Origin of the sequence: Longispora albida DSM 44784 (genome assembly GCF_000379825.1) — a bacterium.
Taxonomy (GTDB): Bacteria; Actinomycetota; Actinomycetes; order Mycobacteriales; family Micromonosporaceae; genus Longispora; species Longispora albida.
Window position 1 is genome coordinate 16410 of record NZ_KB903815.1, and the last position, 22367, is coordinate 38776.

Below are 22367 nucleotides of genomic sequence, written 5' to 3' on the forward strand. Positions count from 1 at the left end.
GCAGCCAGCTACCGTCGGGACATGCGCCGTGCCCTGATCCTGCTCGCAGCCTCGGCCTTGTTCGCCGTCACGGGGCTGAGCCTGGCCGCGAGCCGCGACGAGCCAGAGGTGCTGAACGCCCAGATCGACAACTGCCTGCGTGGCCAGTGGCGCGAGGTCTCCTACACCGCCCAGAGCGCCGTGGCCGGCGACGGTCCAGTCACCCTCAGTGGTGCGGGTCGCACGCTACGTTTCAGCTCCGGCCGGGAAATCATGGACTACGGCCAGGGCGTCACCTACACCGGGAAAACCACAAAACACCAGATCAGTGTGTACCGGACGGGCAAGGTCATCTACTCCGTCCGCCTCGAAGGCGGCAAGCTCCACTTCACCGGACTGACCGCCGACGCCACCGAGAAGATCACAGTGGACGGCCAGCAGGTCAGCTCCGGCCCGATCGGCGCGTCGAGCGCACCCCTCGAAGCCGACTGCCAGCGGACCACCCTGACGCTGTCCGAGCCGGGCCACAAGGCCGTCTTCGAGCGGCTCGCCGTCAAACCCTGACGGTCGTCTTCCGCGACACCAGCGTGTACCAGCAGGCCAGCAGCGCGTACCCGGCGGCCACGGCCAGCACCATCCCGGTCGACTTCCCGCTCACCGGCAGCGTGTACGCCCCGACGAACAGCCCGCCGACGTAGAGCACGTTGAACGCGGTGTCGTTGACACTGAACACCCGGCCCCGGTACTCGTCGGCGCACTCGTGCTGGAGCGCCGTGTCGACAACGATCTTCGCGCCCATCGAGCCCACGTTCAGCAGGAACACCGCCATCAGCAGCGGCGCCTCCTGGAACCCCCAGGCGAGGATCGGCACGATCACCGCGTTGGCGGCCAGCAGCGCGGCCAGCCAGCGTGCCCCGCCGATCTTCCGGCTGGCCGCCGGGGTGATCGCGGCGGCGACCAGCGCCCCGATCATGCCCGAGATGAACACGCCAGCGAGGAACTGCTTGTCGTGGCTGAGCGTCTTGGCGAACAGCAGCATGGCGATCGTGAGCAGCCCGTAGATGCCACGGGCCCCGCCCTGCGCGAGGAGGGCGTAGAAGGCCGGCCGCCGGGCGAACAGGTGCTTGGCCCCGCGCACCATGCCCCGTACCGTGTCGGCGGCAGCAGCGGCCACAGTGGACGAGGGCCGCTCGGCGTCGTCCGGCCCCAGCTCGGGCTTCGTGTAGTACAGCCGGGCGAGCAACGAGGACGTCCCGTAGCCGATCAGCGCCGTCAGGGCGATGACGCCGTACCCGTGGTCCTTCGCCCCCACCACGCCGATCAGCGCCACGGCCGTGGCCAGGCCCGACGTGTAGGCGACCGTGCCGAGCGTGTTGGCGACGGCGTTGGCAGTCGCGAGGCGTTCGTCCTCGACGACGTGCGGGAGGGACGCCGACAGGCAGGCCAGGAAGAACCTGTTGATCGCGATCACCCCGAAGGCCAGCAGCCCGGCCGCCGCGCTCTTCGTGTCCCCCGCCCACACCAGCCCGGCGATCGGGATGATCAGCAGTGCCCTGGTCAGGTTCGCCACGACCATGATGTTGCGGCGGCTCCACCGGTCGAGGAAGACGCCGACGAACGGGCCGATGAACGAGTACGGCAGGAGCAGGATCGCGAAGCCGGTGGCCATCTCCAACGGGCTGGCCGCCTGCTGCGGGTTGAACAGCACGGCCCCGCCGATCGCGGCCTGGAAGATCCCGTCGGAGACCTGACTGCTCAGCCGGACACCGAGCAGCCGCCGGAAGCCCCGTCGGGACATAACAGCGCGTAGCTCATGCCTGGCAACCACCCGCCGAGTGTAGGCCGTGCCCCGCCGGTCGTGTCGACGCGGAAGCGCCCGGCACCTGGACAGGTACCGGGCGCTTCGGCGTGTCGCTACTTCTTGTCGGTCTCGGCCAGCTCCGGCTGCGAGGACCCGCCGAGCAGCTCGGCGGCGCCGCCCAGCCTGCCCAGGAGGCCAGCCAGGTCGATGCCGGTCAGGTCCGTGCCGAGCTGGAGGCCCTGCGCGACGTTCGACGCGACGGTCTTGGTCAGCGCGGACGCGCCGTCCGTGGAGATCACGGTCAGCTTGTCGATCGAGCCCATCGGGGCCGAGGCTTCCTTGACGACCTCCGGCAGCACCTTGACCAGCAGGTCGAGGACGGCAGCCTGGCCGTATCGGGCGAACGCCTCGGCCTTCTGCTCCATCGCGGCCGCCTCAGCCTGGCCCTTGGCGAGGATCGCCGAGGCCTCGGCGGCACCCTCGCGCTCGACGGCGTCGGCGATGGCCTGCCGGCGGAACTTCTCGGCCTCACCCTCCTTGGCGCCCTCGATCGCGTTGGCCTCGGCGAGCGCGGCCCTGCGGGACTTCTCACCCTCACCGGTCAGCCGGGCGGTCTCCGCCTCGGCCTGGGCGCGGGCGATGGCGGCCTGCCGCTCGGCGTCCGCCTCCATGATCTTGGCGTTCTTGGCCGCTTCCGCTTCCTGCTCCAGCTTGTACCGCGCGGCGTCGGCAGGCTTGCGGACCTCGGTGTTGAGCTCGCGTTCCTTGAGCTCGGCGTTGCGCTCGGCGACCTTCTGCTGCTCCGTGAGGATCGCCTGCTGCCGCTCGGCCTCGGCCAGCGGGCCCGCCGCGGCCGACTTGGCCTTCGCCGCGTCGATCTCGGCCTGGACCTCGGCCTGCTTGAGCGCCAGGTTCCGCTGGGCCTCGGCGATGGCCTCCTCGGCCTTCATCCGCTCCTGCTCGGCGGTCTGCCGGGCCTGCGCCTCGGCGATGGCCGCGGTCTGGAGCACGCGGGCGGCCTCGGGCCTGCCCAGGTCCTCCAGGTACGAGCCGGCGGTGCGGATGTCCTCCAGCTGGAAGGCGTCGAGCACGAGACCCTGGTGGGACAGCGTGTTCTCGACCTCCTCCGCGACCTCGGCAGCGAAGGCCGCCCGGTCACGGATGATCTCCTCGACGGTCAGCCGGCCGACGATCGAGCGGAGCGCACCGGCCAGCACCTGCGCCGTGAAGTCGGCGATCTTGTCCTGCTGGTGCAGGAACCGCTGGGCGGCCGGGCGGATCGCGTCGGCAGTACCGCCGACCTTGACGATGGCGACGGCGTCGGCGTCACACCGGATGCCCTGCTTGCTCACCGCGGCGGTGATCGACACCGGGATCTCGCGGGAGGACAGGTCCAGCACGTAGAGCTGCTGGACGACCGGCATCACGAACACGGACGCGCCCATGACGACCTTCTGGCCGGACATGTCGGTGACGGTGGTGCCGTCGGCGGCCGTGGTGGCCTTGCCCTTGCGCCCGGTGACGATGAAGGCCTCGTTGGGGCCTGCCACCTTGATCCGGGACAGGATGAACAGGACGACCAGGATCAGCAGGACGGCGGCGCCGGAAATCGCGAAAACGAGGGGAGTCATTGACCTTCCTTGGAGAAGTACTGCGGGGTGGGTTCGACCTGCACGCAGGTCGGGCTGACGGTGTCGATCACGAGGATCGACGCGCCGCGGGGCAGCGGCTGGTCCGATCGGGCGTTGAGCCGCATGACCTGTCCACCGATCTCCAGCCTGACCTCCCCGTACCGCCCGTGGGCGAGAGGGGTGAGCACCGTGCCGGTCGAGCCGATCAGGTGCCCGGTGGTCAGGGTCGAGTCGGTTTTCATGTCTTTGGCGGCCCGGACGAGACGCCCGGCCAGCCAGCCGACCGGGATCGCCACGGCCACACCTGCCACAGCGCCGATCAGTCCGTCCATGCCCTGCCCGGGGGTCAGCTCGGCGGCGATGGCGCCGCCGAAACCGAAGGCCCCGGTGAACCCGGCCAGCGCCGGCAGGCTGAACCAGCCGCCGAAGTCGCTGTGCCCGAGGTGTACCTCACTGCCCAGAAGAGCCACGAGCAGGAAAAGCACGCTGAACCCTCCGATGATGAGGAAGATCAGCGTCGCTAAACCCACATCCACCAAGGTAAGGCACCGGTGCAAGATCCCGCTGTCCCGCAGCCGATGACCCAGGTCACCCGGCCTTCTCCAGCGGTACGGGACTGAGCCACGCGAACTCGGCGGGCAGCACCTTCGACAGGCCGGTCGGGGTGCCGTCGACGCGGTGGGCGGTGTAGCGGCCGTGGCCGTCGTCGTTGCGGCTGAAGGTCAGGTACGTGGCGTTGTCGATCCAGTACGTCGTCAGGGCTTTCTGCCCTGGTACCGCCGCGACGGGACTGCCGGTCGCCACCTCGTACACCATCGGCTTCCCGTCCGGTTCGGAGTTGGCGACGACGTACTTCCCGTCGGGTGACCACGCCGTGCCGTCCTCGACGTAGGCCTTCACCGGCAGCCGGGTCTTCGCCTTCGGCTCGGGGCCCTGGTCGGTCGGGAACACGTCGATGCCGAGCGGCTCGCGGCTCGGCGTGGTCGCAGTGACCACCACGTCCCTGCCGTTCGGGTGCCAGAAGAAACGGCACAGCCGGGCGCAGGGGACGGTCACCTTGAACTGCCGCGACTCCAGTGTCACCGGGTCGACGATCGAGAACGTTCCCGTCGGCCCCCGGAGGGAGCTGACCAGCAGGCGCTTGCCGTCGGGCGACCAGGTGGCGTCCATCAGCGCAGTGCTCGACATCCACCGGACCTGGCTGGTCGCCGGGTCGAGGAACCCACTGAGCTCACCCGGCCGCGCACCCGAGCCGTACACGGCGATCTCGGAGCCAGCTGGCGAACGGCGGGCACCCATGTAGGGCACGCGAAGGTAGGACTTCTCCGCCGGAAGGTACACAATGGAGTTTTGTGCCGGATCGTCGCTGGACCAGCCGGCGGCGCGCCAGCCACCGATCTCCCACGCCCCGTCCTCGATCTGGAAGCGGTCCAGCTGCGGGCCGGTGCCGGGCGAAAGAGCAGGCCCAGGAAGCGACGTGGCCTGGCTCGTCGCGGCCGGCCGCTGCTGTGGGGCCTTCATCTCCTGCATCAGTTTGTACGGCACGACGCACGCCGCGACGGCCGCCAGCAGCGCCGCGCCCGTCGCCAGCCGCCTGGCCCGCCGGATCCGCCTGCTCTGCCCGAGCGCCCGGCTGGCCAGCTCCACCGGCGGCTGCGTGCCGTCGAAGCCCTCCAGCGTCTCCCGCAGCACGATCTCGAACTCGCGGTCGTTGTCCCGGCTCATGCCACACCCTCCATCGCCGTCCGCAGCTTCGTCAGCGCCCGCGAGGCCTGGCTCGCCACGGTGCCCGTCGAGCAGCCCAGCCGCTCGGCCACCTGATGCTCGCTGAGATCTTCGAGGTACCGCAGCACGATCACCGCGCGCTGCCGTGGCGGCAGTCTCCGCAGCGCCTCGGTCAGCACGAGCCGCAGCGCCGTCGCGTCCGTACCGTCCGGCAGCGCCGTCTCCGGCAGCTCCGGCACCGTGGTCTCCCGCCGGTTGCGCAGCCGGCGCCACCAGGACACGTGCTCGTGGTACATGACCTGCCGCACGTAGGCGTCCACGCCCCGGCGGTCCAGCCTGCGCCATTTCAGCGCCGTCTTGGCCAGCGCGGTCTGCACCAGATCCTCAGCGGCGGCCCGGCTGCCGGTCAGCGCGTACCCGATCCGCAGCAGCGACGCCCCCCGCTCGGTCACGAACCGCGTGAACTCGGCCTCAGCACTCGGCTCCACGTCCACCTCCTCACGGTTCAGTACGCGCGGAGGCCACAGGAACCTTGCACCGGCGGAGGATCACGGTATGGCAAAGGGCCGCACCCGTGGCGGGTACGGCCCTTGCAGACGATGCGTCAGTACTGGCTAACGCTCGATCTTGCCGTTGATGAAGTCCTCGACCGACTGGTGCGCGTCGTGGTCGCTGTACTGGACCGGCGGGGACTTCATGAAGTAGCTCGACGCCGACAGGATCGGGCCGCCGATGCCACGGTCCTTGGCGATCTTCGCGGCCCGGACGGCGTCGATGATGACACCGGCCGAGTTCGGCGAGTCCCAGACCTCCAGCTTGAGCTCGGCGTTCAGCGGGGTGTCGCCGAACGAGCGGCCCTCGAGCCGGATGTAGGCCCACTTGCGGTCGTCCAGCCACGGCACGTGGTCCGACGGTCCGATGTGGACGTCGGAGCCGCGCATCTCGTGCGGGATCTGCGAGGTGACCGACTGGGTCTTCGAGATCTTCTTCGACTGGAGCCGCTTGCGCTCCAGCATGTTCATGAAGTCCATGTTGCCGCCGAAGTTGAGCTGGTACGTGCGCAGCAGCTCCACACCGCGGTCCTCGAACAGCTTCGCCAGCGCGCGGTGCACGATGGTCGCGCCGACCTGCGACTTGATGTCGTCGCCGACGATCGGGAGGCCGGCGTCGGTGAACTTCTGCGCCCACTCGGGGTCGGAGGCGATGAAGACCGGCAGGGCGTTGACGAAGGCACAGCCCGCGTCGATCGCGGCCTGGGCGTAGAACTTCGCCGCGACCTCGGAACCCACCGGCAGGTACGCCACGACGACGTCGGCGCGAGCCTCACGCAGGGCGGCGGCCACGTCGACCGGCGCCTCGTCAGACTCCTCGATCATCTCCTGGTAGTACTCGCCCAGGCCGTCGTGCGTCGGGCCACGGAGCACGCTCACGCCGGTCGGCGGCACGTCGCACAGCTTGATGGTGTTGTTCTCGCTGGCGACGATCGCCTCGGCCAGGTCACGCCCGACCTTCTTGGCGTCCACGTCGAACGCGGCCACGAACTCCACGTCCGCGACGTGGTAGTCGCCGAACTTCACGTGCATCAGGCCAGGTACTCGTTCAGCGGGGTCGGCGCTGCGGTAGTACTCGACGCCCTGCACCAGGGACGACGCGCAGTTGCCGACACCGACGATGGCTACACGTACGGAGCCCATCGCGCTGCCTCCTTCAATCATTGGTTCTCTTCTTTGGTCTGTTCTTCTGCCTGCTGGACGTGGTCAGCCACGGTCACGGACGGCCCCCGCCCGGCCCGCTCGTGGGCGATCAGCTCCTCCAGCCAGCGGACCTCGCGCTCAGCCGAGTCGAGGCCGTGCCGCTGGAGCTCCTCCGTGTAGGCGTCGAGCCGCTCGGCGGCCCGGTGGAGGGTCTCGCGGAGCCCCTCGCGGCGCTCCTCGACCCTGCGGCGGCGGCCCTCGAGGATCCGGAGCCGGGTCGCCGGGTCGGTCCGCGCGAAGAACGCGAAGTGGACGCCGAACCCCTCGTCGTCATACGTGTCGGGGCCGGCCCCGGCGAGCAGGTCCTGGAACCTCTCCTTGCCCTCCGCCGTGATCTTGTAGACCACGCGGCTGCGCCGGCCGACGAGTGCCGCTTTTTCTTCCGGGTCGGTTTCCTCGGTGATCCAGCCGGCCGCCTGGAGGCGGCGCAGCGTCGGATACAGCGAGCCGTAGCTGATCGCCGCACGGAAGGCCCCGACCTTCAGGGCGAGCTGTTTGCGCAGCTCATAGCCGTGCATCGCCGACTCGTGCAGCAGGCCGAGGATGGCGAGTTCGAGCATTCGCCGCCTCCTTCGCTCCGCTCGTCCACTGATCCGGCGTGCCGTCCAACAAGATCGGACAGCTCCGATGTATCGGCTCGATACATCGTAACGGTAGCTCTCGCCGATAGCTGAGGGCAAGCGGCCCCTCGCCCCTGCCAGATCCGGCCGCTACCCTCGGTTCCATGCGTACCCAGCGTCAGGTGGTGGACTACTCGCTCCAGCGGCGAGCACTCCTGCGTGAGCTGTACGCGACCAGGGTCGGCACGTGGGAGGTCTGTGACGCCTCGCCGTACCTGAAGACCGCCGCGCGCTTCCACGGCGAGGCCACCGAAGTCCGATGCCCGGTGTGCCGGCGGGAAAAGCTGACCAACGTGCACTACATCTACGGTGACGAGCTCAAGCAGTCGGCGGGGCAGGCCCGGCGGCTGAGCGAGCTGGCCATCCTGGCGAAGACGTACCGCGAGTTCACGGTGTACGTGGTCGAGGTGTGCCAGGGATGCGGCTGGAATCACCTGGTGGAGCAGTATCTGCTCGGCAAGGCCGGGCTCGAGACCGAGTTGGTGTGAGGAATGTCTGACTATCCCCCGGAACGTCCCACTGGCCGGGCCTCGGTGCCCGGCCTTCGACCGTCCCGGCCGGACGAGGACCCCCCCGGCTACGGCCAGCAGCCACCGCCGCCACCGGCAGCGAGCGGCCGCGCGACCGTCGGCCGCGCCTCCGTGTCCCCGCCCCCGCCGCAGGATGCCGCGTGGGACGTGATGGACTCCGGCAACGCCGGGCAGCCTGCGCCCGTGGCAGGCCGCGCCTCCGTGGCCGGCGCGGCCCCGGTGAACCTCGACGAGGTCAAGGCCGTCAAGGGCAAGCGCCCGATCGACCCGAAGAAGCTGAAGAAGCGCAAGCGCCGTAAACGCCTGGTCGCCCTGATCGTGGTGATCCTGATGCTGCTCGGCCTCGGCTCGATCGGCGGCACGTACTACTTCACGACCGTCCCGCTGCCCGACCAGGTGGCGCTCGCCCAGATCACCCGGATCTTCGCCTCCGACGGCAAGACGATGATCGGCCAGATCGGCGAGGAGAACCGGACCGTCGTCGACTTCGCGGCCATCTCGCAGCCGATGAAGGACGCGATGATCGCCGCCGAGGACCGGTCGTTCTACAAGAACTCCGGCGTCGACTTCAAGGGCATGCTCCGCGCCTTCTGGAACAACGTGACGGGCGGCGACCAGCAGGGCGCCTCGACCATCACCCAGCAGTACGCGCGGATCGCGGCCAACCTGAGCCAGGACTCCTCGTACACGCGTAAGGCCAAAGAGGCCGCGATCGCGATGAAGCTGGACCAGCAGTACAGCAAGGACCAGATCCTCGGCTTCTACCTGAACACTGTGGACTTCGGCCGGGGCGCCAGCGGTGTCCAGTCGGCAGCCCAGGCCTACTTCGGCAAGGACGCCGCGAAGCTGGAGTACGACGAGGCCGCCGTGATCGCCCTCCAGGTGAAGAGCCCCGGCGGTTACTACGAGCCCACCGAGAATCCGGAGCGGGTCCGCGACCGCTGGGTGTACGTCATGGACTCCCTGGTGGAGACCAAGGCCATCACCCCGGAGAAGCGCGCGGCCTACAAGTGGGAGGACACCTTCAAGAAGATCGGCCCGCCGAAGCTGGTCGGCGAGTTCTGGAAGAAGCCGGTCTACCAGGTCGTGAAGTACGTCAAGGAAGAGATGGCCGAGCTCAAGCGGCAGGGCATCGCGAAGTCGGACCTGTCGACCGGCGGCTACTCGATCTACACCTCGATCGACACCGGGCTGCAAGCCGAGGCCGAGAAGGCGGCGTCGAGCACCGAGAAGGGCATGCCGCTCAACGGGCAGGACCCCCGGATCCAGGCCGCGATGGTCGCCACAGAGCCGAGTTCCGGGCGTGTGCTGGCCTACTACGGCGGCCCGGAGGGCGCTGGCAGCGACTACGCCGGCTACCGCCGCAACTCGAAGGGCCAGATCGAGGGCGAGGGCTTCCACTCACCGGGCTCGACGGCCAAGGTCTTCGTGCTCGCCGAGGCGATCAAGAACAACTACCGGCCCGACTCGATCTGGGACGGCACGTCACCGAAGGACTTCCCCGCTACTCAGCGGACCAAGGCCAGGGGCAACCCAGTCCGCAACGCGGGTGGAACGCCCGGCTGCGGCACGGCGTGCACCCTGAAGGATTCGACCGTGCAGTCGCTGAACACGCCGTTCTACGCGCTGGTGGAGGAACTGAAGCCGGACAAGGTGGTCGGGGTGATGCGTGACGCCGGCATCAGGTACATGCAGCCGCCGCAGCCCAGGGACGGCAACGCGATCATCGACATGATGCAGTACCAGGCGGCGGATCTCGCGCCGAGCAGCTTCTACTACGAGGTGGGCATCGGCCAGTACCCGGTCACGGTGCTCCAGCACTCGGCGGGCTTCGCGACGTTCGCCAACCACGGCGTTGCCGTCAAGCAGCACTTCGTGACCAAGGTGCTCGACGACAAGAAGAAGACCATCTACGACGACAAGGCCACCAACATCCCGCCGTCCAAGAAGCTCATGGAACCGGCCCAGGCCGACGTGCTGACCAACATCCTGACCGGCGTGAAGTTCGACCAGGCCGGCGGCAACCTGGCCGGCAACCGCCCGTACGCCGCCAAGACCGGTACGTGGGAGCTCGGCGGCGGTGACAAGGCCGAATACAACGGTGACGTGTGGATCGCCGGGTACACGCCGCAGATCGCGACGTCGGTGTGGGTGGGCTCGAAGAAGGAGCGCGTTGCCCTAGTCAAGGGCAACAAGGACGGCAAGAACCCTGGAGAGAAGGGCTTCCCTGGCCTTGGCGCGCAGATGTACGGCTCTGCGGTCCCCGGCTCGATCTTCAAGGCCTTCATGGACAAGGCCTACGAGGTCAACCCGGCCTACAAAGCGATCAAGGCTACGGACAAGGCTGCCAAGTTCAACCCGCCGAAGAACATCGGTGACGAGGACAAGAAGGGCAACGGTGTACCGAAGTCCTCGCCGCCCGCCACACCCGCCATCCCCGGCGCCAACGGCAACGGCAATGGTCACGGGAACGGCAACGGTGGTGGCTTCTGCATCCCCGGCATCACGTGCGAGACCGGTGGTCAGGAGGTGGTGAACCCGACGCCGGTACCCCGGCCGACCGGGCCGGCCACGCCACCGCCAGCGCGGGTGGAGGGCGCGGTCGGGCCGCTGCTGGATTTCCGGCGCACGAGCGGCTGACCTCTCACCATCGGGCGCCGTCATGCGGCAGGATGCCCTCATGCGCGACGAGGATCACGATACGGTCAGCCCGGCCCGGACTGACGGGTTCATCCGGGGCCTGAGCCAGCTGCTGGGCGGGCCGCGCGGCGAGCATGCCGCCGCGCCCCGCCCGGACCGGTTCTGGACGCCGGTCCGGGTCGTGCTCGCCCTCGCCTGCCTCGTGATCGCCCTCAACTGGGTGCAGAAGGCGCCCTGCATGGACAGCGGCACGTGGGTCAACCACAAGCAGTACAAGCAGGCTTGTTACACCGATGTGCTCGCGCTCTACTACGCCGAGCGGCTCAGTGACGGCGCGGTGCCGTACAAGGACCACCCCGTCGAGTACCCGGTGCTGACCGGGGTGTTCATGGGGGCGCTGGGCCTGCCGGTACACGCGTGGGGTGTGGCCAATCCGGCCCTGAACCAGGGCATGGCCTTCTACAACCTCAACGCGATCGTGCTGGGCTGTTTCGGGGTCGCCGCCATCGCGATCATGCTGGCGATGCGCAAACGACGGCCGTGGGACATCGCGATGATCGCCGTCGCCCCGGCCATGCTGGTCACAGCCACCGTCAACTGGGACCTGTTCGTCATCTGCCTGACGGCCGGCGCGCTGTACTACTGGGGCCGCAGGCAGCCGGTCGCCGCCGGGGTCCTGCTCGGCCTGGCCGTCGCGGCCAAGTTCTATCCGATGCTGATCCTCGGCCCGCTGATCCTGCTGGCGATCCGGGCCAGGCGGCTCGGGCCGGTGCTGGTCACGGCGGGCACAGCGCTCGGCGTGTGGCTCGCGATCAACCTGCCGGTCGCGATCCTGTGGCCGGAGTCCTGGCAGCGGTTCTTCGACCTCAACCAGACCAGGCCGATCGACTGGGGCACCTTCTGGTACATCGGCGCGCACTTCCCGCGCGGCGGCGACCAGTACGGGCTGCCCTGGTTCCAGAGGCTCGGCGCGGACATCCCGGCCCTGAACATGGCGTACGGCGTCTTCTTCGTGCTGTGCTGCGCCGCCATCGCCGCGCTGATCTTCCTCGCGCGGCGCCGGCCACGGCTGGCCCAGGTGGCGTTCCTGGTGGTGGCGGCTTTCCTGCTGACGGGCAAGGTCTGGTCGCAGCAGTACGTGCTGTGGCTGCTGCCGCTGGCCGTCCTCGCCCGGCCGCGCTGGGGGGCATTCCTGGCCTGGCAGGCAGCGGAGTTCTGTTACTTCATCGCCTTCTACGGCGAAATGCTGATGGCGAGCGGCGCGAAGCCGATCTTCCCCGAATGGGTGTTCGTGCTGTCGTCCTCTGCCCGGTGGATCACCGTGGCCGTCCTGTGTGGACTGGTCGTCCGCGACATCCTCCGGCCGGAGCGCGACGTGGTCCGGCAGACCTACGGCGACGACCCGGACGGCGGCGTGCTCGACCGGGCGCCAGACGCGGACTGGATTCCGCGCCTGCTCGACCGCTTCCGGCGCCGCGAGACTGCCGAGCCCGCGGCGCCGTTGCTGGAAAAGATCTCTTCCTGACGGGTACTCACAGGGTGAAGATCAGTGCCCCGTCCGGCCCTTCCCGCAGGTCGACACCCTCGGCCGGCCGCTTGTCCGCGCCCTCCCAGTGGGTACCGGGCAGGCGTTCCGGCAGGACGATCACGGTCTTCACGCCGAGCCGCCGCAGCTGGTCCACGCTGGACGCGTCCGGGAAGCTGTACGTGGCCTGACGGATCTGCTCCTGGAGCGCCGGCGGGAAGGCACTCCCGCCGTTCACCATCTTCGGGAAACCGTCCGTCGACCAGAGCATCGCGTTCTCATCGGTGAAGTGGTCGCTGGGCAGGATCATCAGCGGCCCCTGTGCGCCGTGCAGCGCGGCCGGCGGCCGGGGGACCTCCGGGTGCGGGGTGTTGTTCAGCCCCTCGACGCCGACGGCGAGCACCGGGATGAGGATCGCCAGCCGCAGCGGCAGCCCGATCCGGCTCAGCGGCCGGGTCCTGGCCACGGCCTGGGCCTGCTCGGCGAACGCCGACACCAGCCCGGCGGCGAGCACCGCGAGCCCGAGCGTCACCCACAGGATCAGCCTGCCGGGCGTGCGCATCACTTCCAGCCCCGGCAGGTACCGGTAGAGCAGCAGGAAGCCGTACTCCCCGCCGCCCGCCGACTGCGTGCCGAGGGCGAACCAGGCCATCAGCGCCGTCCCGCCGGCCAGCCACAGCCGCGTGCTGAGCTTCCAGCAGGAGAAGAACAGCCCGCCGATCGCGAGCCCGATCAGCGCGAACCCCGGTAGCAGCGGCATCTCGGCCATCGCGACCATCTGCGACCGGGCCTGCTCGTGCGCGGCACCCCACAGCCAGTTCTCCGCGGGGGCGGTCAGCAGCCCGGACGGCGGCGGGGAGAAGAGGGCGACGTCGGCCTCGGTCCGGGTGGCGTTGGGATGGGCCTCCCGCACCGCCAGGTACGGCGTGGTCATCCACAGCGTGAACGCCCCGAACAGCACCCCGCCGATCACGTCACCCAGCACGATTTTCCGCGGGATCGAGGGCCGCTTCTTGACGAACCAGGAGACCAGCGCGGCCACGCACACCGTGAACAGCACCCAGCCGAAGGGGATGCCCACCGCGAACCCGAGGGTCATCTGCCAGGCGGCCACCGCCCAGCCGGCGATCACCCAGCCGAGCTTGACCTTCTCCGCCCGGTACCCCTCGCGGAGCGAGAACCCGTGACCCCGGGCCAGCAGCGCGAGCGCGAGCAGGATGCCGCCGGTGGAGATCACGTTCATGTGGCCGCCGTGCGCGAGCCGCCACGGCGCGTACGCCCAGGCCAGCCCGGCGATCACGGCACCGGGGATCCGCGCGCCCAGCTGGCGCAGCAGCACGTACCCGCCGAAGAACGCGAGCGCGTGCAGGAAGATGAAGACCAGGTTGTAGCGGATCACGGCCGCCGCGAACCCGGTACCGAAGAAGCCGAACGGCGCGTAGCCGGGGATCGCGTCGGTGAAGGCGAGGCTGGTGCTCTCCGGGTAGAACGGATTGGCGTTCCACAGGTTGGCGGGGTCGGTGAGCAGGGCGTGCCCCGACCAGGCGATCTGCCAGGCCTGCAGCGTCGGATCCCAGACGTCCTGCGGGATGGTGGTGCTCAGGTGCCTGGCGGTCGGCCAGGTGAACAGCACGGCGAGCAGGACGCTGGCGAGCGCCGCGAGTGTCCACTCGTGACCGAGGACGTGCCAGATCCGGCTGGACCGGCGGTCCCTGTGTTCCGGTGCGAACGCCTCCCACTTCTCCCCGGTCTTGTCCTCGGTGTCCTCGGTCTCGTCTTCAGCCTGGGCGGTCATGCCGCGTTCTCCCGCAGGTAGGCGATGTCGGCCAGGTGCTCGGTCACCCCGCCCGGCGTCTCGCACACTGCCGGAGCGCCGGCCGAGCGCACGATCTCCGCGATGAGCGCGGCGTCGATCTGTCCACTCTGGAAGTTCTCGTGGCGGTCGCGGCCGGAGTCGAAGCCGTCCTTCGAGCCGTTGGCGTGCACCAGGTCGATCCGCCCGGTGATGCCCTTCACCCGGTCGACGATCCCGGTCAGATCCTCGCCGCCAGCGTGTGCGTGGCAGGTGTCCAGGCACAACCCGACCTCGTACCCGTCCAGCGCCTCCCACAGCCGGCCGAGCGCGTCGAACCGGCGGGCGCAGGCGTTGTCCCCGCCTGCCGTGTTCTCGATCAGGATCGGGAGCGGGAAGCCGCCCTCGCTCTCGGCGTACGCGAAGGCCTTGCGCCAGTTGTCGAAGCCGCTCGCGATGTCCTCGCCGGCGTTGACGTGCCCGCCGTGCACGATCAGGCCCTTGGCTCCGATCGCGGCGGCGGCCTTCGCGTGGGCGAGCAGCAGCTTGCGGCTCGGGATCCGGATCCGGTTGTTCCCTGTCGCCACGTTGATCACGTATGGCGCGTGGACGAAGATGTCCACCTCGCTCTTGACCAGGTCGTCGGCGTCCTCGCGCGGCTGCGGGGCCTTCCAGCCCTGCGGGTCGGCGAGGAAGAACTGGATGACCTCCGCACCCCGGGCCTCGGCCTCGGCGAGCGGGTCTGTGGAATCGACGTGAGCCCCGATACGCATACCGGGAGCGTAGTCGTAACCCCCGACAATGCGCGTCGTTGACTTCAAGTAGAAACAGACCCTGGGTATGGAAGGAGATCATCATGCGTCGCGTGCCCGTTATCGCTCTCGCCGGTGCTCTCGGCCTGTCCGGGGTGCTGCTGGCGGGCAGTCCGGCGCTGGCCGAGACGACCGGGGTCACCTTCTCCGGCGGCTGCGGTCTCCTCGGGGTCGGTGCGCACTCGCGCCCCGACGTGACGGCCCTGACCGTGACGACCATGAGCGCCGTCCGGTTCGTGAACGGGATGACGGTCCAAGGTGACCTGGTGCTGCCGGGCGGGGTGCGCTACACCCTCCAGCCCCGTACGTACCTCGACGTCCCGATCGCCAGTGGCCCAGCCGAGGCGCTGCTGGAGCCGGCCTGCGGGCTCGGCCTGCTGCCGACGTACCAGAAGGTGACGATCCAGGTCGAGGCGCCGCCAGCTGAGCCGGCCCCATCGCCCCCGGAAACGTCCGCCACGGCTCCGGCCCCCGCCGGTACCCCTGCTCCCCCCGCCTCCCCGGCCGCCAGGCCAGCGCAGTCGCAGGCTCCGGCGGCCACGGTGCCGTCAGCCGCGGTACCGCACGCCAGCGCGCCGCCCCCCGCACCGGCCCAGCCACCGGCCGCCGCTGCCCCGGCTCAGCCGCCGGCGGCGGTCGCGAAGCCGCCAGCCAGCCAGGCGGCCCCGGCAGAGCCGATCACCGTCGAGCCGGTGGCCGCCGGTCAGGTACCAGAGAGGGCTTCGAGCCTGCTGGCCCTGGTCGCCGTGGTCTTCGTGATCGGGGTCGCAGCCGCTGCGATCCGCGCCATAGCCGCACAGCGCTCTGGCCGGGTCATCCGGCCAGCCGGCTCGTAACAATGGAATAGAAGAGGCTCCGCGGGGCGTCCGTGTCCCACCTTGTTGGTGTGGTCGTTCCTCCCCAGGTCCCACCCCGGAAGTGGACCGGGTGCCCCGCGGCTGTATCGTTACCGAGTTCACCCTACGTAGCTGCGGGAGCATGCCCGCGGTTCACGTGTGTGAACGACGCAGACCCCTGCCACAGAAAGTCTGTGGCCGCCTAGTCCATAGGGGGTGAGTACGTCTTGCGTCATTACGAGATCATGGTGATCCTCGACTCGGAGCTCGAGGAGCGCACCGTCGCTCCGTCGCTCGACACGTACCTGAACGTGATCCGCACTTCTGGCGGTTCCGTGGAGAAGGTCGACGTGTGGGGCCGCCGGCGGCTCGCGTTCGAGATGAAGAAGAAGACCGAGGGCATCTACGCCGTCATCGACGTGCAGGCGACCCCGGAGGCTGTGCTGGAGCTTGACCGCCAGCTCAACCTCAACGAGGCCATCCTGCGCACCAAGGTGATCCGGCCGGAGACCCGCTAGGCCCTCCCTTCAGCCATGCCCGTGCTCACGGCGATTGTCGTGCAGCCGACAGGGCGTGGCCCCCGATTCCTGTCGTACCCAGGTGCGACGCTGGCCTCCAAACACGAGGAGTAGCCATGGCAGGAGAAACCGTCATCACCGTCGTCGGCAACATGGTCGACGACCCGGAGCTTCGATTCACCCCGTCGGGCGCAGCGGTCGCCAAGTTCCGCATCGCCTCGACGCCGCGGACGCTGGACCGTGAGACCAACCAGTGGAAGGACGGCGAAGCGCTGTTCCTTTCCTGCGTGATCTGGCGGCAGGCAGCGGAGAACGTCGCGGAGACGCTGACCCGCGGCACGAGGGTGATCGTGCAGGGCCGGCTCAAGCAGCGCTCCTACGAGACCCGCGAGGGTGAGAAGCGCACCGTCTTCGAGCTGGACGTCGAGGAGGTCGGCCCGTCGCTGAAGTACGCGACGGCCAAGGTCCAGAAGATGTCCCGTGGTTCCGGTGGCGGCGGCTTCGGCGGTGGCGGCCAGGGCGGCCAGGGTGGCGGCGGCTTTGCCGCTGACGACCCGTGGGCGTCGGCCACTCCTTCCGGTGGCGGCCAGGGGCAGGGATCGGGATCTTCGTTCAGCGATGAGCCCCCGTTCTAAGAGGAGTTAAGGACATGGCCAAGCCGCCGTCCACCCGCAAGCCCAAGAAGAAGGTGAACCCGCTCGACAAGGAGGGGATCACCTACATCGACTACAAGGACACCGCGCTCCTGCGCAAGTTCATCTCCGACCGGGGCAAGATCCGTGCCCGCCGGGTCACCGGGGTGAGCTCGCAGCAGCAGCGGCAGGTGGCCCGGGCGATCAAGAACGCCCGCGAGATGGCCCTGCTGCCCTACACCAGCCAGACCCGCTAAGGAGGTCCGACATGAAGATCATCCTGACTCAGGAAGTATCCAAGCTCGGTGCCCCCGGCGACGTCGTCGAGGTGAAGGACGGCTACGGCCGGAACTTCCTGCTGCCCCAGGGCTACGCCATCGCGTGGACCAAGGGCGCCGAGAAGCAGGTCGTCGACATCAAGCGGGCGCGTGCCGCCCGTGAGATCCGCGACCTCGGCCAGGCCAACGAGGTCAAGGGTGCCCTGGAGTCCCGCTCCTACACCCTGGCCGCCCGCTCGGGCAACGCCGGCCGCCTGTTCGGCTCGATCACGGCCGCCGAGATCGTCGACGCGGTCAAGGCCGCCGGCGGTCCGTCGCTGGACCGTCGCCGGGTCGAGCTGAAGAGCGCCATCAAGTCGCTCGGCAACTACCAGGTGCAGGTCCGCCTGCACTCGGAGGTCACGGCCAAGTTCTCCGTGAACGTGGTCGCCGCCAAGTAGTACTGCCAGACGGCGAAAGAGCCGCCTCCCGTTCGCGGGCGGCGGCTCTTTCCGTGTGCCTGAAGGTTGTGGACCTGTCGTGTACCCGGACGGTCGGTCAGCTACCGAAGACGACCGAGGTGGCGCCCGCGCTGATCACGGCGGCGGCGAAGCCGACGGTCAGGGGCTGCCAGCCGTAGGTGACCCGGCGCAGCGGCACTGTCAGCAGCAGGCCCAGCACGATCGCGAGCAGGGTCAGGCCGACCGAGAGGCTCGGGACGGCTGCGGAGGCCGCGCGGGAGAAGAAGAGCTTCCACAGCAGCAGCAGGAACGCCGGGAGCATGTACCAGCCGAAGGTGGCGACCAGTGCGGGGAGGAGCCGGCGCTGCGGGTCCGCTTCGACGAGAGGGTGCCGATGACGCGGGCCGGTCCATGCGCCGATGCTGTTGTCCACGACGTTGCATTGTGCCTTATCCGGAGCCCGAGGGGAATCGGGTGGCGGGCCGCAATTCCTTTTCCCGCCGGCTTTTCCCGGTAGCCGAACCCGGCTCGAACATACGCCAGGCGTGAGCGCGGTCACGTGGTTACGGGCAGTTGACCCATTCCTCGGTGCCGTCGGCGAACACCTGCCGCTTCCAGATCGGCAGCTGCGCCTTGACCTCGTCCACGAGCCGGGCGCACGCCGCGAACGCCGCGCCCCGGTGTGCCGTGGAGACGGCTGCGGCCAGGGCCACGTCCCCGATGGCCAGCGGGCCGATCCGGTGGCTGACGGCGACGGAGTACACGGCCGGGTCGGCGGCGATCTCCGCGGCAACCTTGGCCAGGATCTCGGCCGCCGAGGGGTGGCCCTCGTAGTCGAGGGAGACGACGGCGCGCCCGTGGTCGTGGTCGCGGACGACACCGCAGAAGGTGACGACGGCCCCGGAGGCCGGGTTGGTCACGAACTTCTCGTGCGCGGCCAGGTCCAGCGGCTCGGTGGTGACTTCCGTGAAGATCATGACGACGGACCCCCAGTACTTTCGCCCGGCAGCAGCGGGAACGGCAGGAACTCGACTTCGTGCCCGGGCGTACCCGTCTCGCCGCCAGGGATGACCGCGAACCCGTCCGCCTGGGCCAGCCCGCGCAGCATGGCGGAGCCCGCGTGCCTGAGCGGGACCGCGCCGCCCTCGCCGAGCCGGGCGAGCGCCAGGTGGGTGTAGTCGCCGCGTCCCGGTACGGGTGCCCCCAGCACGACTCTGGGCAGGCTGACTGGCCTGCCGCTGAGCCCGGCCAGGAGTGGCTGCACGAGCGACATCAGCGCGACGATCGCCGACTGCGGGTTGCCGGGCAGCCCGGCGACGTACTTCCCGCCCGGCATCGCCGCCACGAGCATCGGGAACCCTGGCCGGACCTTCACCGTGTTGACCACGTACGACCCGCCCAGCTCCGCGAGCGCGGGGTGCAGGTGGTCGACGGGCCCGTGCATGGTGCCGCCGGTCGTGCACACGACGTCGGCCCGTTCGAGGGCTGCGGCCAGCGCGCTGACGTGCGCCTCAAGGGTGTCCTCAACGGGACCGTGTATGTACTCGACGCTCGCGCCCAGCCGGTCCAGCCAGGCCGGCACCTGCGGCCCCAGCGCGTCCCGTACGCGCCCGGCGCCCGGCAGCCCGTCGGTCAGCAGCTCGTCCCCGAACACGAGCACGGCGACCCGTACCCGCGCCCGGACTGACAGCGTCGTGTACCCGCAGTGCGCGGCCAGCCCGATCACACCCGGCGTGACCACGCTCCCGGCGGGGATCAGTACCTCGCCCTTGGCCGCCTCCTCGCCCACGTCCCGCCAGTCGCGCGCGGGCCGGGGTGAGCCGGTCACGTGACCGTCGGCCACAGTGGAGTCCTCGACCCGCACGATGGCTTCGACTCCGTCGGGCACGCTCGCCCCGGTCGCGATCTCGACGCACGTGCCGTCCTCGGCCAGCGGCTCCGGGTCGTACCCGGCGAGCACGCGGCCCGTGATCCGCCACGGCTGCTCGCCGCGCCCGGCCCAGCCGTCCACGCTGGACGTCGGGAAGGCCGGCAGGTCGGTCAGTGTGACCAGCGGTTCCGCGAGTACGCGGCCGTCGGCTCCGGCCAGCGGGACGTCCTCGGCGGGCAGCGCCGGTACGGCGGCACACGCCGCGCGCGCCTCGTGCCAGCTAAGCATCCGTGTTCCCCTCATGGTCCCCGCCGCGCAGCTGCGAGACGGCGTGCCCGAGCAGCGGCTCCAGTACCGCGAGCCCGTCCTTGGCTCCGCCCGTCGAGCCGGGCAGGTTGACGATCAGCGTGCGTCCGGTGACGCCGGCCAGGCCACGGGACAGCGCGGCGGTCGGGACGGCTGCGCGGGAGCGGAGGGCTTCGGCGATGCCCGGTACCTCGAAGTCCAGCAGCGGCCGGGTGACCTCCGGCGTCCGGTCGGTCGGGGAGATGCCCGTGCCGCCAGACGTGAGCACGACGTCCGCACCGGAATCCAGCGCCTCGCGCAGTGCGAGCCCGACCGGCTCGCCATCGGGCACCACGACCGGCTCGCCGACCTCGAACCCGAAGCCGCGCAGCCCAGCGACCAGCAGCGGGCCGGACCGGTCGGCGTACACCCCGGAGGCGGCCCGGTTCGAGGCGACGATGACGACCGCCCTCACGGGCGCACCCAGTCGCCGGTCTTGCCGCCGAGCTTGCGCAGCACACGTACGCCATCCAGCACAGCGGCCGGGTCGACTGCCTTGATCATGTCGATGAGCGCGAGGCCAGCCGCCGCCACAGCGGTCAGCGCCTCCATCTCCACGCCCGTCCGGTCGGCGGTCCGCGCCGTGACCTCGATGGTCACCCGGTCGTCGAGCAGGGTCAGGTCCACGGTCACGCCGTGCAGCGCGATCGGGTGGCACAGCGGTACGAGATCAGGGGTTTTCTTCGCCCCCATGATGCCGGCGAGCCGCGCGACGGCCAGCGCGTCACCCTTCGGCAGTGCGTCCTGGCGCAGCAGCGCGAGGACCTCCGGGGTGGTGAGCACGTGCCCGGCTGCCGTAGCGCTGCGCGCCGTGACCTCCTTGGCCGAGACATCCACCATCCGGGCCGCACCCGTGCTGTCGACGTGCGTGAGCTCCATGCTTTTATTCTGCCGCTACGGTGATCAGGTGAAGAACCGGGCGCTGATCATCGACTTCTTGCTGTACGCGGGCTCCGCGATCTTCGCAGCCCTCACCATCGGGTCGAATCTGGCGAGCCACCGGCCCTGGGGTGCCTTCGCCGCCGTCGGATACGCGACAGCGGCCGTCGCCGTCCTGCTGACCAGGGGCAAGGGCCGCCTGCCGATCACGCTGGCGACCTGGGGGGCCGTCTGCCTGCTCCCGCTGCTTTTCGAGGCCGTGCAGCGCGCAGCCGGACATTCCGGGCGTGCACAGGAGGAAGTCCTGGTCGTCGAGAACTCCGGCGTCCGCATGCTGGAAACCGGCACGCCCTTCCTCGGCCGTTCAGAGATCGCAGCCCTGCCAGACCCCCTGCTCGGCTACACGCCCTACCAGCCCGGCATGGCGGTCTTCGGCATTCCGAGGGGCCTGCTGGGTGCCCACTGGCTCACCGATGCCCGCATCTGGTTCGCCCTGGCCACAATCATTGTTTTGTACCTGTCGGCGAGAGTCGCCGCCGATCGCGGACGCGTCCTCGCCATCCAGGCCGTCACAGTCCTCCCCGTCGCGGCACTCACCCTCGCGACCGGCGGCGACGACCTCCCCGTACTGGCACTGACCCTGCTCGGCCTGTCACTCCTGGCCCAGGGCCGCGACACCGTGGCCGGAGTCGCGATCGGCATCGCGGCGGCCCTCAAGCTCTTCGCCTGGCCCGTCGCGCTCGTCTTCCTGATCGCCCGCCCGCGCCAGTGGCTGCCCGTCGCCGGTATCCCGATCCTCACCGCGCTCCCGGCCCTGATCATCGACCCGCACGCCTTCGCTGAGAACGTCGTCAAGTTCCCGCTCGGCCACGGCCTGGTCAAGAGCCCGGCCGCCAGCCCGCTGCCCGGTCACCTGATCGCCGAGAACGTCTCCCGCGAACTCGCCCTCGGCCTGCTCCTCCTGGCCGGGCTGTGCATCGCGGCCTGGATCTGGAAGCGCCGTCCGTCCACAGCGGCCGACGTCGCGCTGATCAGCGCCGTCGGGCTGTTCACGGCCATGATGCTGATGCCGGCCACCCGCTTCGGCTACCTGCTCTACCCGGCCGCCTACGCCCTGTGGATCCCGTATCTGAAGGCCCTGGCCGGCAGCGGCAACGAAACAGGGCTGCCTCCCCGTCTCCGGGAAAGCAGCCCTGCTGGCAGCTAGCCAACTAGCAGTTACGCGGCGGCGTACGGGTTCTGGTCCGAGTCGCCGTAGTTCACGGTGTCGAACGTGCCGTCGTAGTTCGAGTCAGTGGTGGTGTTCCACTGCCGGTCCTCGTCGGAGTCCGTCTTCACCGAGTCGTACTGCTCGTCAAGGTTGCGGTCGTCGTAGACCGTGTCCACCTTGCCGTTGTAGTTGTTGTCCGCCACGACGTGGTCGAACGTGCCGTCCTCGTTGGTGTCCACCCCGGCGAGGTCGGTGCGGCCATCGTCGTTACGGTCGGCTGCCTCGACGTCCTGCCAGCCGTTGCCGTTCGTGTCACCCGTCTGGGTCTCGAACCGGCCGTCGAAGTCGTTGTCGTACTGCGCGGAGTCGATCAGGCCGTCGCCGTCCTCGTCGTTGCCGATGAAGTCGGTCTGCCCGTCGTTGTTCTGGTCAACCAGGATGTTGTACCCACCAGAGCCATCCGACTCGATGGTGTGCTCATCCCAGGTGCCGTCGCCGTCGGCGTCAACATTGGTGTCGTACTCGCTCATGATGGGGTGTCCTGTATCTG

Annotated in this window: 25 protein-coding genes; 10 read left to right on the forward strand and 15 right to left on the reverse strand. The window is 69.6% G+C overall.

From position 1 onward, the window contains the following. The first annotated feature begins 21 nt into the window (after window positions 1–21). Window positions 22–543 (forward strand): hypothetical protein, encoded by a 522-nt coding sequence (locus A3G1_RS0108265; RefSeq protein ID WP_018349007.1) that lies wholly within the window; start codon window positions 22–24, stop codon window positions 541–543. Here A3G1_RS0108265 and A3G1_RS33865 read toward each other — a convergent pair. From A3G1_RS33865 to A3G1_RS0108300, 7 genes are all read right to left on the reverse strand, one after another. Further along, window positions 533–1777, reverse strand: a complete 1245-nt coding sequence (locus A3G1_RS33865) for an MFS transporter (RefSeq protein WP_018349008.1) — start codon at window positions 1775–1777, stop codon at window positions 533–535. The genes A3G1_RS0108265 and A3G1_RS33865 overlap by 11 nt on opposite strands. Before the next feature lie 116 nt (window positions 1778–1893). After that, a complete protein-coding gene (locus A3G1_RS0108275; RefSeq protein ID WP_018349009.1) occupies window positions 1894–3411 on the reverse strand; it encodes a flotillin family protein in 1518 nt (505 codons plus the stop codon). Beyond that, window positions 3408–3941 (reverse strand): NfeD family protein, encoded by a 534-nt coding sequence (locus A3G1_RS0108280; protein ID WP_018349010.1) that lies wholly within the window; start codon window positions 3939–3941, stop codon window positions 3408–3410. The genes A3G1_RS0108275 and A3G1_RS0108280 overlap by 4 nt, the downstream gene beginning before the upstream one ends. Window positions 3942–3999: 58 nt before the next feature. Continuing rightward, on the reverse strand, window positions 4000–5136 hold the full coding sequence (locus tag A3G1_RS0108285) for a TolB family protein (RefSeq protein ID WP_018349011.1): 1137 nt from the start codon (window positions 5134–5136) through the stop codon (window positions 4000–4002). Beyond that, complete coding sequence (locus A3G1_RS0108290; protein ID WP_018349012.1) at window positions 5133–5624, reverse strand: SigE family RNA polymerase sigma factor; 492 nt, start codon at window positions 5622–5624, stop codon at window positions 5133–5135. Before A3G1_RS0108290 ends, A3G1_RS0108285 begins: the two co-directional genes overlap by 4 nt. Window positions 5625–5750: 126 nt before the next feature. Continuing rightward, window positions 5751–6830, reverse strand: a complete 1080-nt coding sequence (locus A3G1_RS0108295; protein ID WP_018349013.1) for an inositol-3-phosphate synthase — start codon at window positions 6828–6830, stop codon at window positions 5751–5753. Window positions 6831–6847: 17 nt separating this feature from the next. Then, window positions 6848–7450, reverse strand: coding sequence for a helix-turn-helix transcriptional regulator (locus tag A3G1_RS0108300; protein ID WP_018349014.1), 603 nt, complete (start codon window positions 7448–7450; stop codon window positions 6848–6850). Between the two features lie 164 nt (window positions 7451–7614). On the opposite strand from A3G1_RS0108300, the gene A3G1_RS33870 reads away from it, so the two are divergent. Genes A3G1_RS33870 through A3G1_RS0108315 form a run of 3 tightly spaced genes read left to right on the forward strand, consistent with a single transcriptional unit; the run spans window position 7615 to window position 12205 of the window. After that, window positions 7615–7998: a DUF5318 family protein gene (locus A3G1_RS33870; protein WP_040477879.1), complete on the forward strand. Its 384-nt coding sequence runs from the start codon at window positions 7615–7617 to the stop codon at window positions 7996–7998. Window positions 7999–8001: 3 nt separating this feature from the next. Then, a complete protein-coding gene (locus tag A3G1_RS33875; RefSeq protein ID WP_085985684.1) occupies window positions 8002–10680 on the forward strand; it encodes a transglycosylase domain-containing protein in 2679 nt (892 codons plus the stop codon). Window positions 10681–10720: 40 nt separating this feature from the next. Continuing rightward, on the forward strand, window positions 10721–12205 hold the full coding sequence (locus A3G1_RS0108315) for a glycosyltransferase family 87 protein (protein ID WP_018349016.1): 1485 nt from the start codon (window positions 10721–10723) through the stop codon (window positions 12203–12205). Window positions 12206–12212: 7 nt separating this feature from the next. Here A3G1_RS0108315 and A3G1_RS0108320 read toward each other — a convergent pair whose 3' ends face one another. Further along, entirely contained in the window at window positions 12213–14000 is a 1788-nt protein-coding gene (locus A3G1_RS0108320; RefSeq protein ID WP_018349017.1) for a hypothetical protein, read from the reverse strand. Continuing rightward, complete coding sequence (locus tag A3G1_RS0108325; protein WP_018349018.1) at window positions 13997–14770, reverse strand: deoxyribonuclease IV; 774 nt, start codon at window positions 14768–14770, stop codon at window positions 13997–13999. The genes A3G1_RS0108320 and A3G1_RS0108325 overlap by 4 nt, the downstream gene beginning before the upstream one ends. Before the next feature lie 83 nt (window positions 14771–14853). Here A3G1_RS0108325 and A3G1_RS0108330 point away from each other — a divergent pair, with 83 nt between their 5' ends. The 5 genes from A3G1_RS0108330 (at window position 14854) to rplI (ending at window position 17513) form a co-directional block, all read left to right on the forward strand. Then, the gene (locus A3G1_RS0108330; RefSeq protein WP_157641007.1) at window positions 14854–15645 is read left to right on the forward strand and encodes a hypothetical protein; all 792 of its coding nucleotides are present in this window, start codon (window positions 14854–14856) and stop codon (window positions 15643–15645) included. Between the two features lie 227 nt (window positions 15646–15872). Further along, a complete protein-coding gene (rpsF, locus tag A3G1_RS0108335; protein WP_026211930.1) occupies window positions 15873–16163 on the forward strand; it encodes a 30S ribosomal protein S6 in 291 nt (96 codons plus the stop codon). Window positions 16164–16279: 116 nt separating this feature from the next. Beyond that, window positions 16280–16798: a single-stranded DNA-binding protein gene (locus A3G1_RS0108340; protein ID WP_018349021.1), complete on the forward strand. Its 519-nt coding sequence runs from the start codon at window positions 16280–16282 to the stop codon at window positions 16796–16798. 14 nt (window positions 16799–16812) lie between these two features. Then, window positions 16813–17052, forward strand: a complete 240-nt coding sequence (gene rpsR / locus A3G1_RS0108345) for a 30S ribosomal protein S18 (protein ID WP_018349022.1) — start codon at window positions 16813–16815, stop codon at window positions 17050–17052. An 11-nt stretch (window positions 17053–17063) separates the two neighbouring features. Continuing rightward, the gene (rplI, locus tag A3G1_RS0108350; protein ID WP_018349023.1) at window positions 17064–17513 is read left to right on the forward strand and encodes a 50S ribosomal protein L9; all 450 of its coding nucleotides are present in this window, start codon (window positions 17064–17066) and stop codon (window positions 17511–17513) included. 97 nt (window positions 17514–17610) lie between these two features. Here the strand turns inward: rplI and A3G1_RS0108355 are convergent, their stop codons facing one another. From A3G1_RS0108355 to moaC, 5 genes are all read right to left on the reverse strand, one after another. Further along, window positions 17611–17946: a hypothetical protein gene (locus A3G1_RS0108355; RefSeq protein WP_018349024.1), complete on the reverse strand. Its 336-nt coding sequence runs from the start codon at window positions 17944–17946 to the stop codon at window positions 17611–17613. A 130-nt stretch (window positions 17947–18076) separates the two neighbouring features. After that, window positions 18077–18490 (reverse strand): molybdenum cofactor biosynthesis protein MoaE, encoded by a 414-nt coding sequence (locus A3G1_RS0108360; protein WP_018349025.1) that lies wholly within the window; start codon window positions 18488–18490, stop codon window positions 18077–18079. Continuing rightward, on the reverse strand, window positions 18487–19671 hold the full coding sequence (locus A3G1_RS0108365) for a molybdopterin molybdotransferase MoeA (protein WP_018349026.1): 1185 nt from the start codon (window positions 19669–19671) through the stop codon (window positions 18487–18489). The genes A3G1_RS0108360 and A3G1_RS0108365 overlap by 4 nt, the downstream gene beginning before the upstream one ends. Further along, window positions 19664–20143 carry a MogA/MoaB family molybdenum cofactor biosynthesis protein gene (locus A3G1_RS0108370; protein WP_018349027.1) on the reverse strand — a complete coding sequence of 160 codons (480 nt, stop codon included), beginning with the start codon at window positions 20141–20143 and terminating at the stop codon, window positions 19664–19666. Before A3G1_RS0108370 ends, A3G1_RS0108365 begins: the two co-directional genes overlap by 8 nt. Continuing rightward, window positions 20140–20568 carry a cyclic pyranopterin monophosphate synthase MoaC gene (gene moaC, locus A3G1_RS0108375; protein WP_245563463.1) on the reverse strand — a complete coding sequence of 143 codons (429 nt, stop codon included), beginning with the start codon at window positions 20566–20568 and terminating at the stop codon, window positions 20140–20142. The genes A3G1_RS0108370 and moaC overlap by 4 nt, the downstream gene beginning before the upstream one ends. A gap of 67 nt (window positions 20569–20635) precedes the next feature. Between moaC and A3G1_RS0108380 the strand changes: the two genes are divergently transcribed. After that, a complete protein-coding gene (locus tag A3G1_RS0108380) occupies window positions 20636–21814 on the forward strand; it encodes a glycosyltransferase 87 family protein (protein WP_018349029.1) in 1179 nt (392 codons plus the stop codon). Between the two features lie 11 nt (window positions 21815–21825). Here A3G1_RS0108380 and A3G1_RS33880 read toward each other — a convergent pair whose 3' ends face one another. After that, complete coding sequence (locus A3G1_RS33880) at window positions 21826–22347, reverse strand: hypothetical protein (RefSeq protein ID WP_018349030.1); 522 nt, start codon at window positions 22345–22347, stop codon at window positions 21826–21828. Window positions 22348–22367 lie beyond the last annotated feature (20 nt).

Coding starts and splice junctions, on each gene's coding strand:
- A3G1_RS0108265 (WP_018349007.1), top strand. CDS start 22: ATGCGCCGTGCCCTGATCCTGCTCGCAGCCTCGGCCTTGTTCGCCGTC.
- A3G1_RS33865 (WP_018349008.1), bottom strand. CDS start 1,777: ATGTCCCGACGGGGCTTCCGGCGGCTGCTCGGTGTCCGGCTGAGCAGT.
- A3G1_RS0108275 (WP_018349009.1), bottom strand. CDS start 3,411: ATGACTCCCCTCGTTTTCGCGATTTCCGGCGCCGCCGTCCTGCTGATC.
- A3G1_RS0108285 (WP_018349011.1), bottom strand. CDS start 5,136: ATGAGCCGGGACAACGACCGCGAGTTCGAGATCGTGCTGCGGGAGACG.
- A3G1_RS0108295 (WP_018349013.1), bottom strand. CDS start 6,830: ATGGGCTCCGTACGTGTAGCCATCGTCGGTGTCGGCAACTGCGCGTCG.
- A3G1_RS0108300 (WP_018349014.1), bottom strand. CDS start 7,450: ATGCTCGAACTCGCCATCCTCGGCCTGCTGCACGAGTCGGCGATGCAC.
- A3G1_RS33870 (WP_040477879.1), top strand. CDS start 7,615: ATGCGTACCCAGCGTCAGGTGGTGGACTACTCGCTCCAGCGGCGAGCA.
- A3G1_RS33875 (WP_085985684.1), top strand. CDS start 8,002: ATGTCTGACTATCCCCCGGAACGTCCCACTGGCCGGGCCTCGGTGCCC.
- A3G1_RS0108315 (WP_018349016.1), top strand. CDS start 10,721: ATGCGCGACGAGGATCACGATACGGTCAGCCCGGCCCGGACTGACGGG.
- A3G1_RS0108320 (WP_018349017.1), bottom strand. CDS start 14,000: ATGACCGCCCAGGCTGAAGACGAGACCGAGGACACCGAGGACAAGACC.
- A3G1_RS0108325 (WP_018349018.1), bottom strand. CDS start 14,770: ATGCGTATCGGGGCTCACGTCGATTCCACAGACCCGCTCGCCGAGGCC.
- A3G1_RS0108330 (WP_157641007.1), top strand. CDS start 14,854: ATGCGTCGCGTGCCCGTTATCGCTCTCGCCGGTGCTCTCGGCCTGTCC.
- A3G1_RS0108340 (WP_018349021.1), top strand. CDS start 16,280: ATGGCAGGAGAAACCGTCATCACCGTCGTCGGCAACATGGTCGACGAC.
- rpsR (WP_018349022.1), top strand. CDS start 16,813: ATGGCCAAGCCGCCGTCCACCCGCAAGCCCAAGAAGAAGGTGAACCCG.
- rplI (WP_018349023.1), top strand. CDS start 17,064: ATGAAGATCATCCTGACTCAGGAAGTATCCAAGCTCGGTGCCCCCGGC.
- A3G1_RS0108360 (WP_018349025.1), bottom strand. CDS start 18,490: ATGATCTTCACGGAAGTCACCACCGAGCCGCTGGACCTGGCCGCGCAC.
- A3G1_RS0108365 (WP_018349026.1), bottom strand. CDS start 19,671: ATGCTTAGCTGGCACGAGGCGCGCGCGGCGTGTGCCGCCGTACCGGCG.
- moaC (WP_245563463.1), bottom strand. CDS start 20,568: ATGGTGGATGTCTCGGCCAAGGAGGTCACGGCGCGCAGCGCTACGGCA.
- A3G1_RS33880 (WP_018349030.1), bottom strand. CDS start 22,347: ATGAGCGAGTACGACACCAATGTTGACGCCGACGGCGACGGCACCTGG.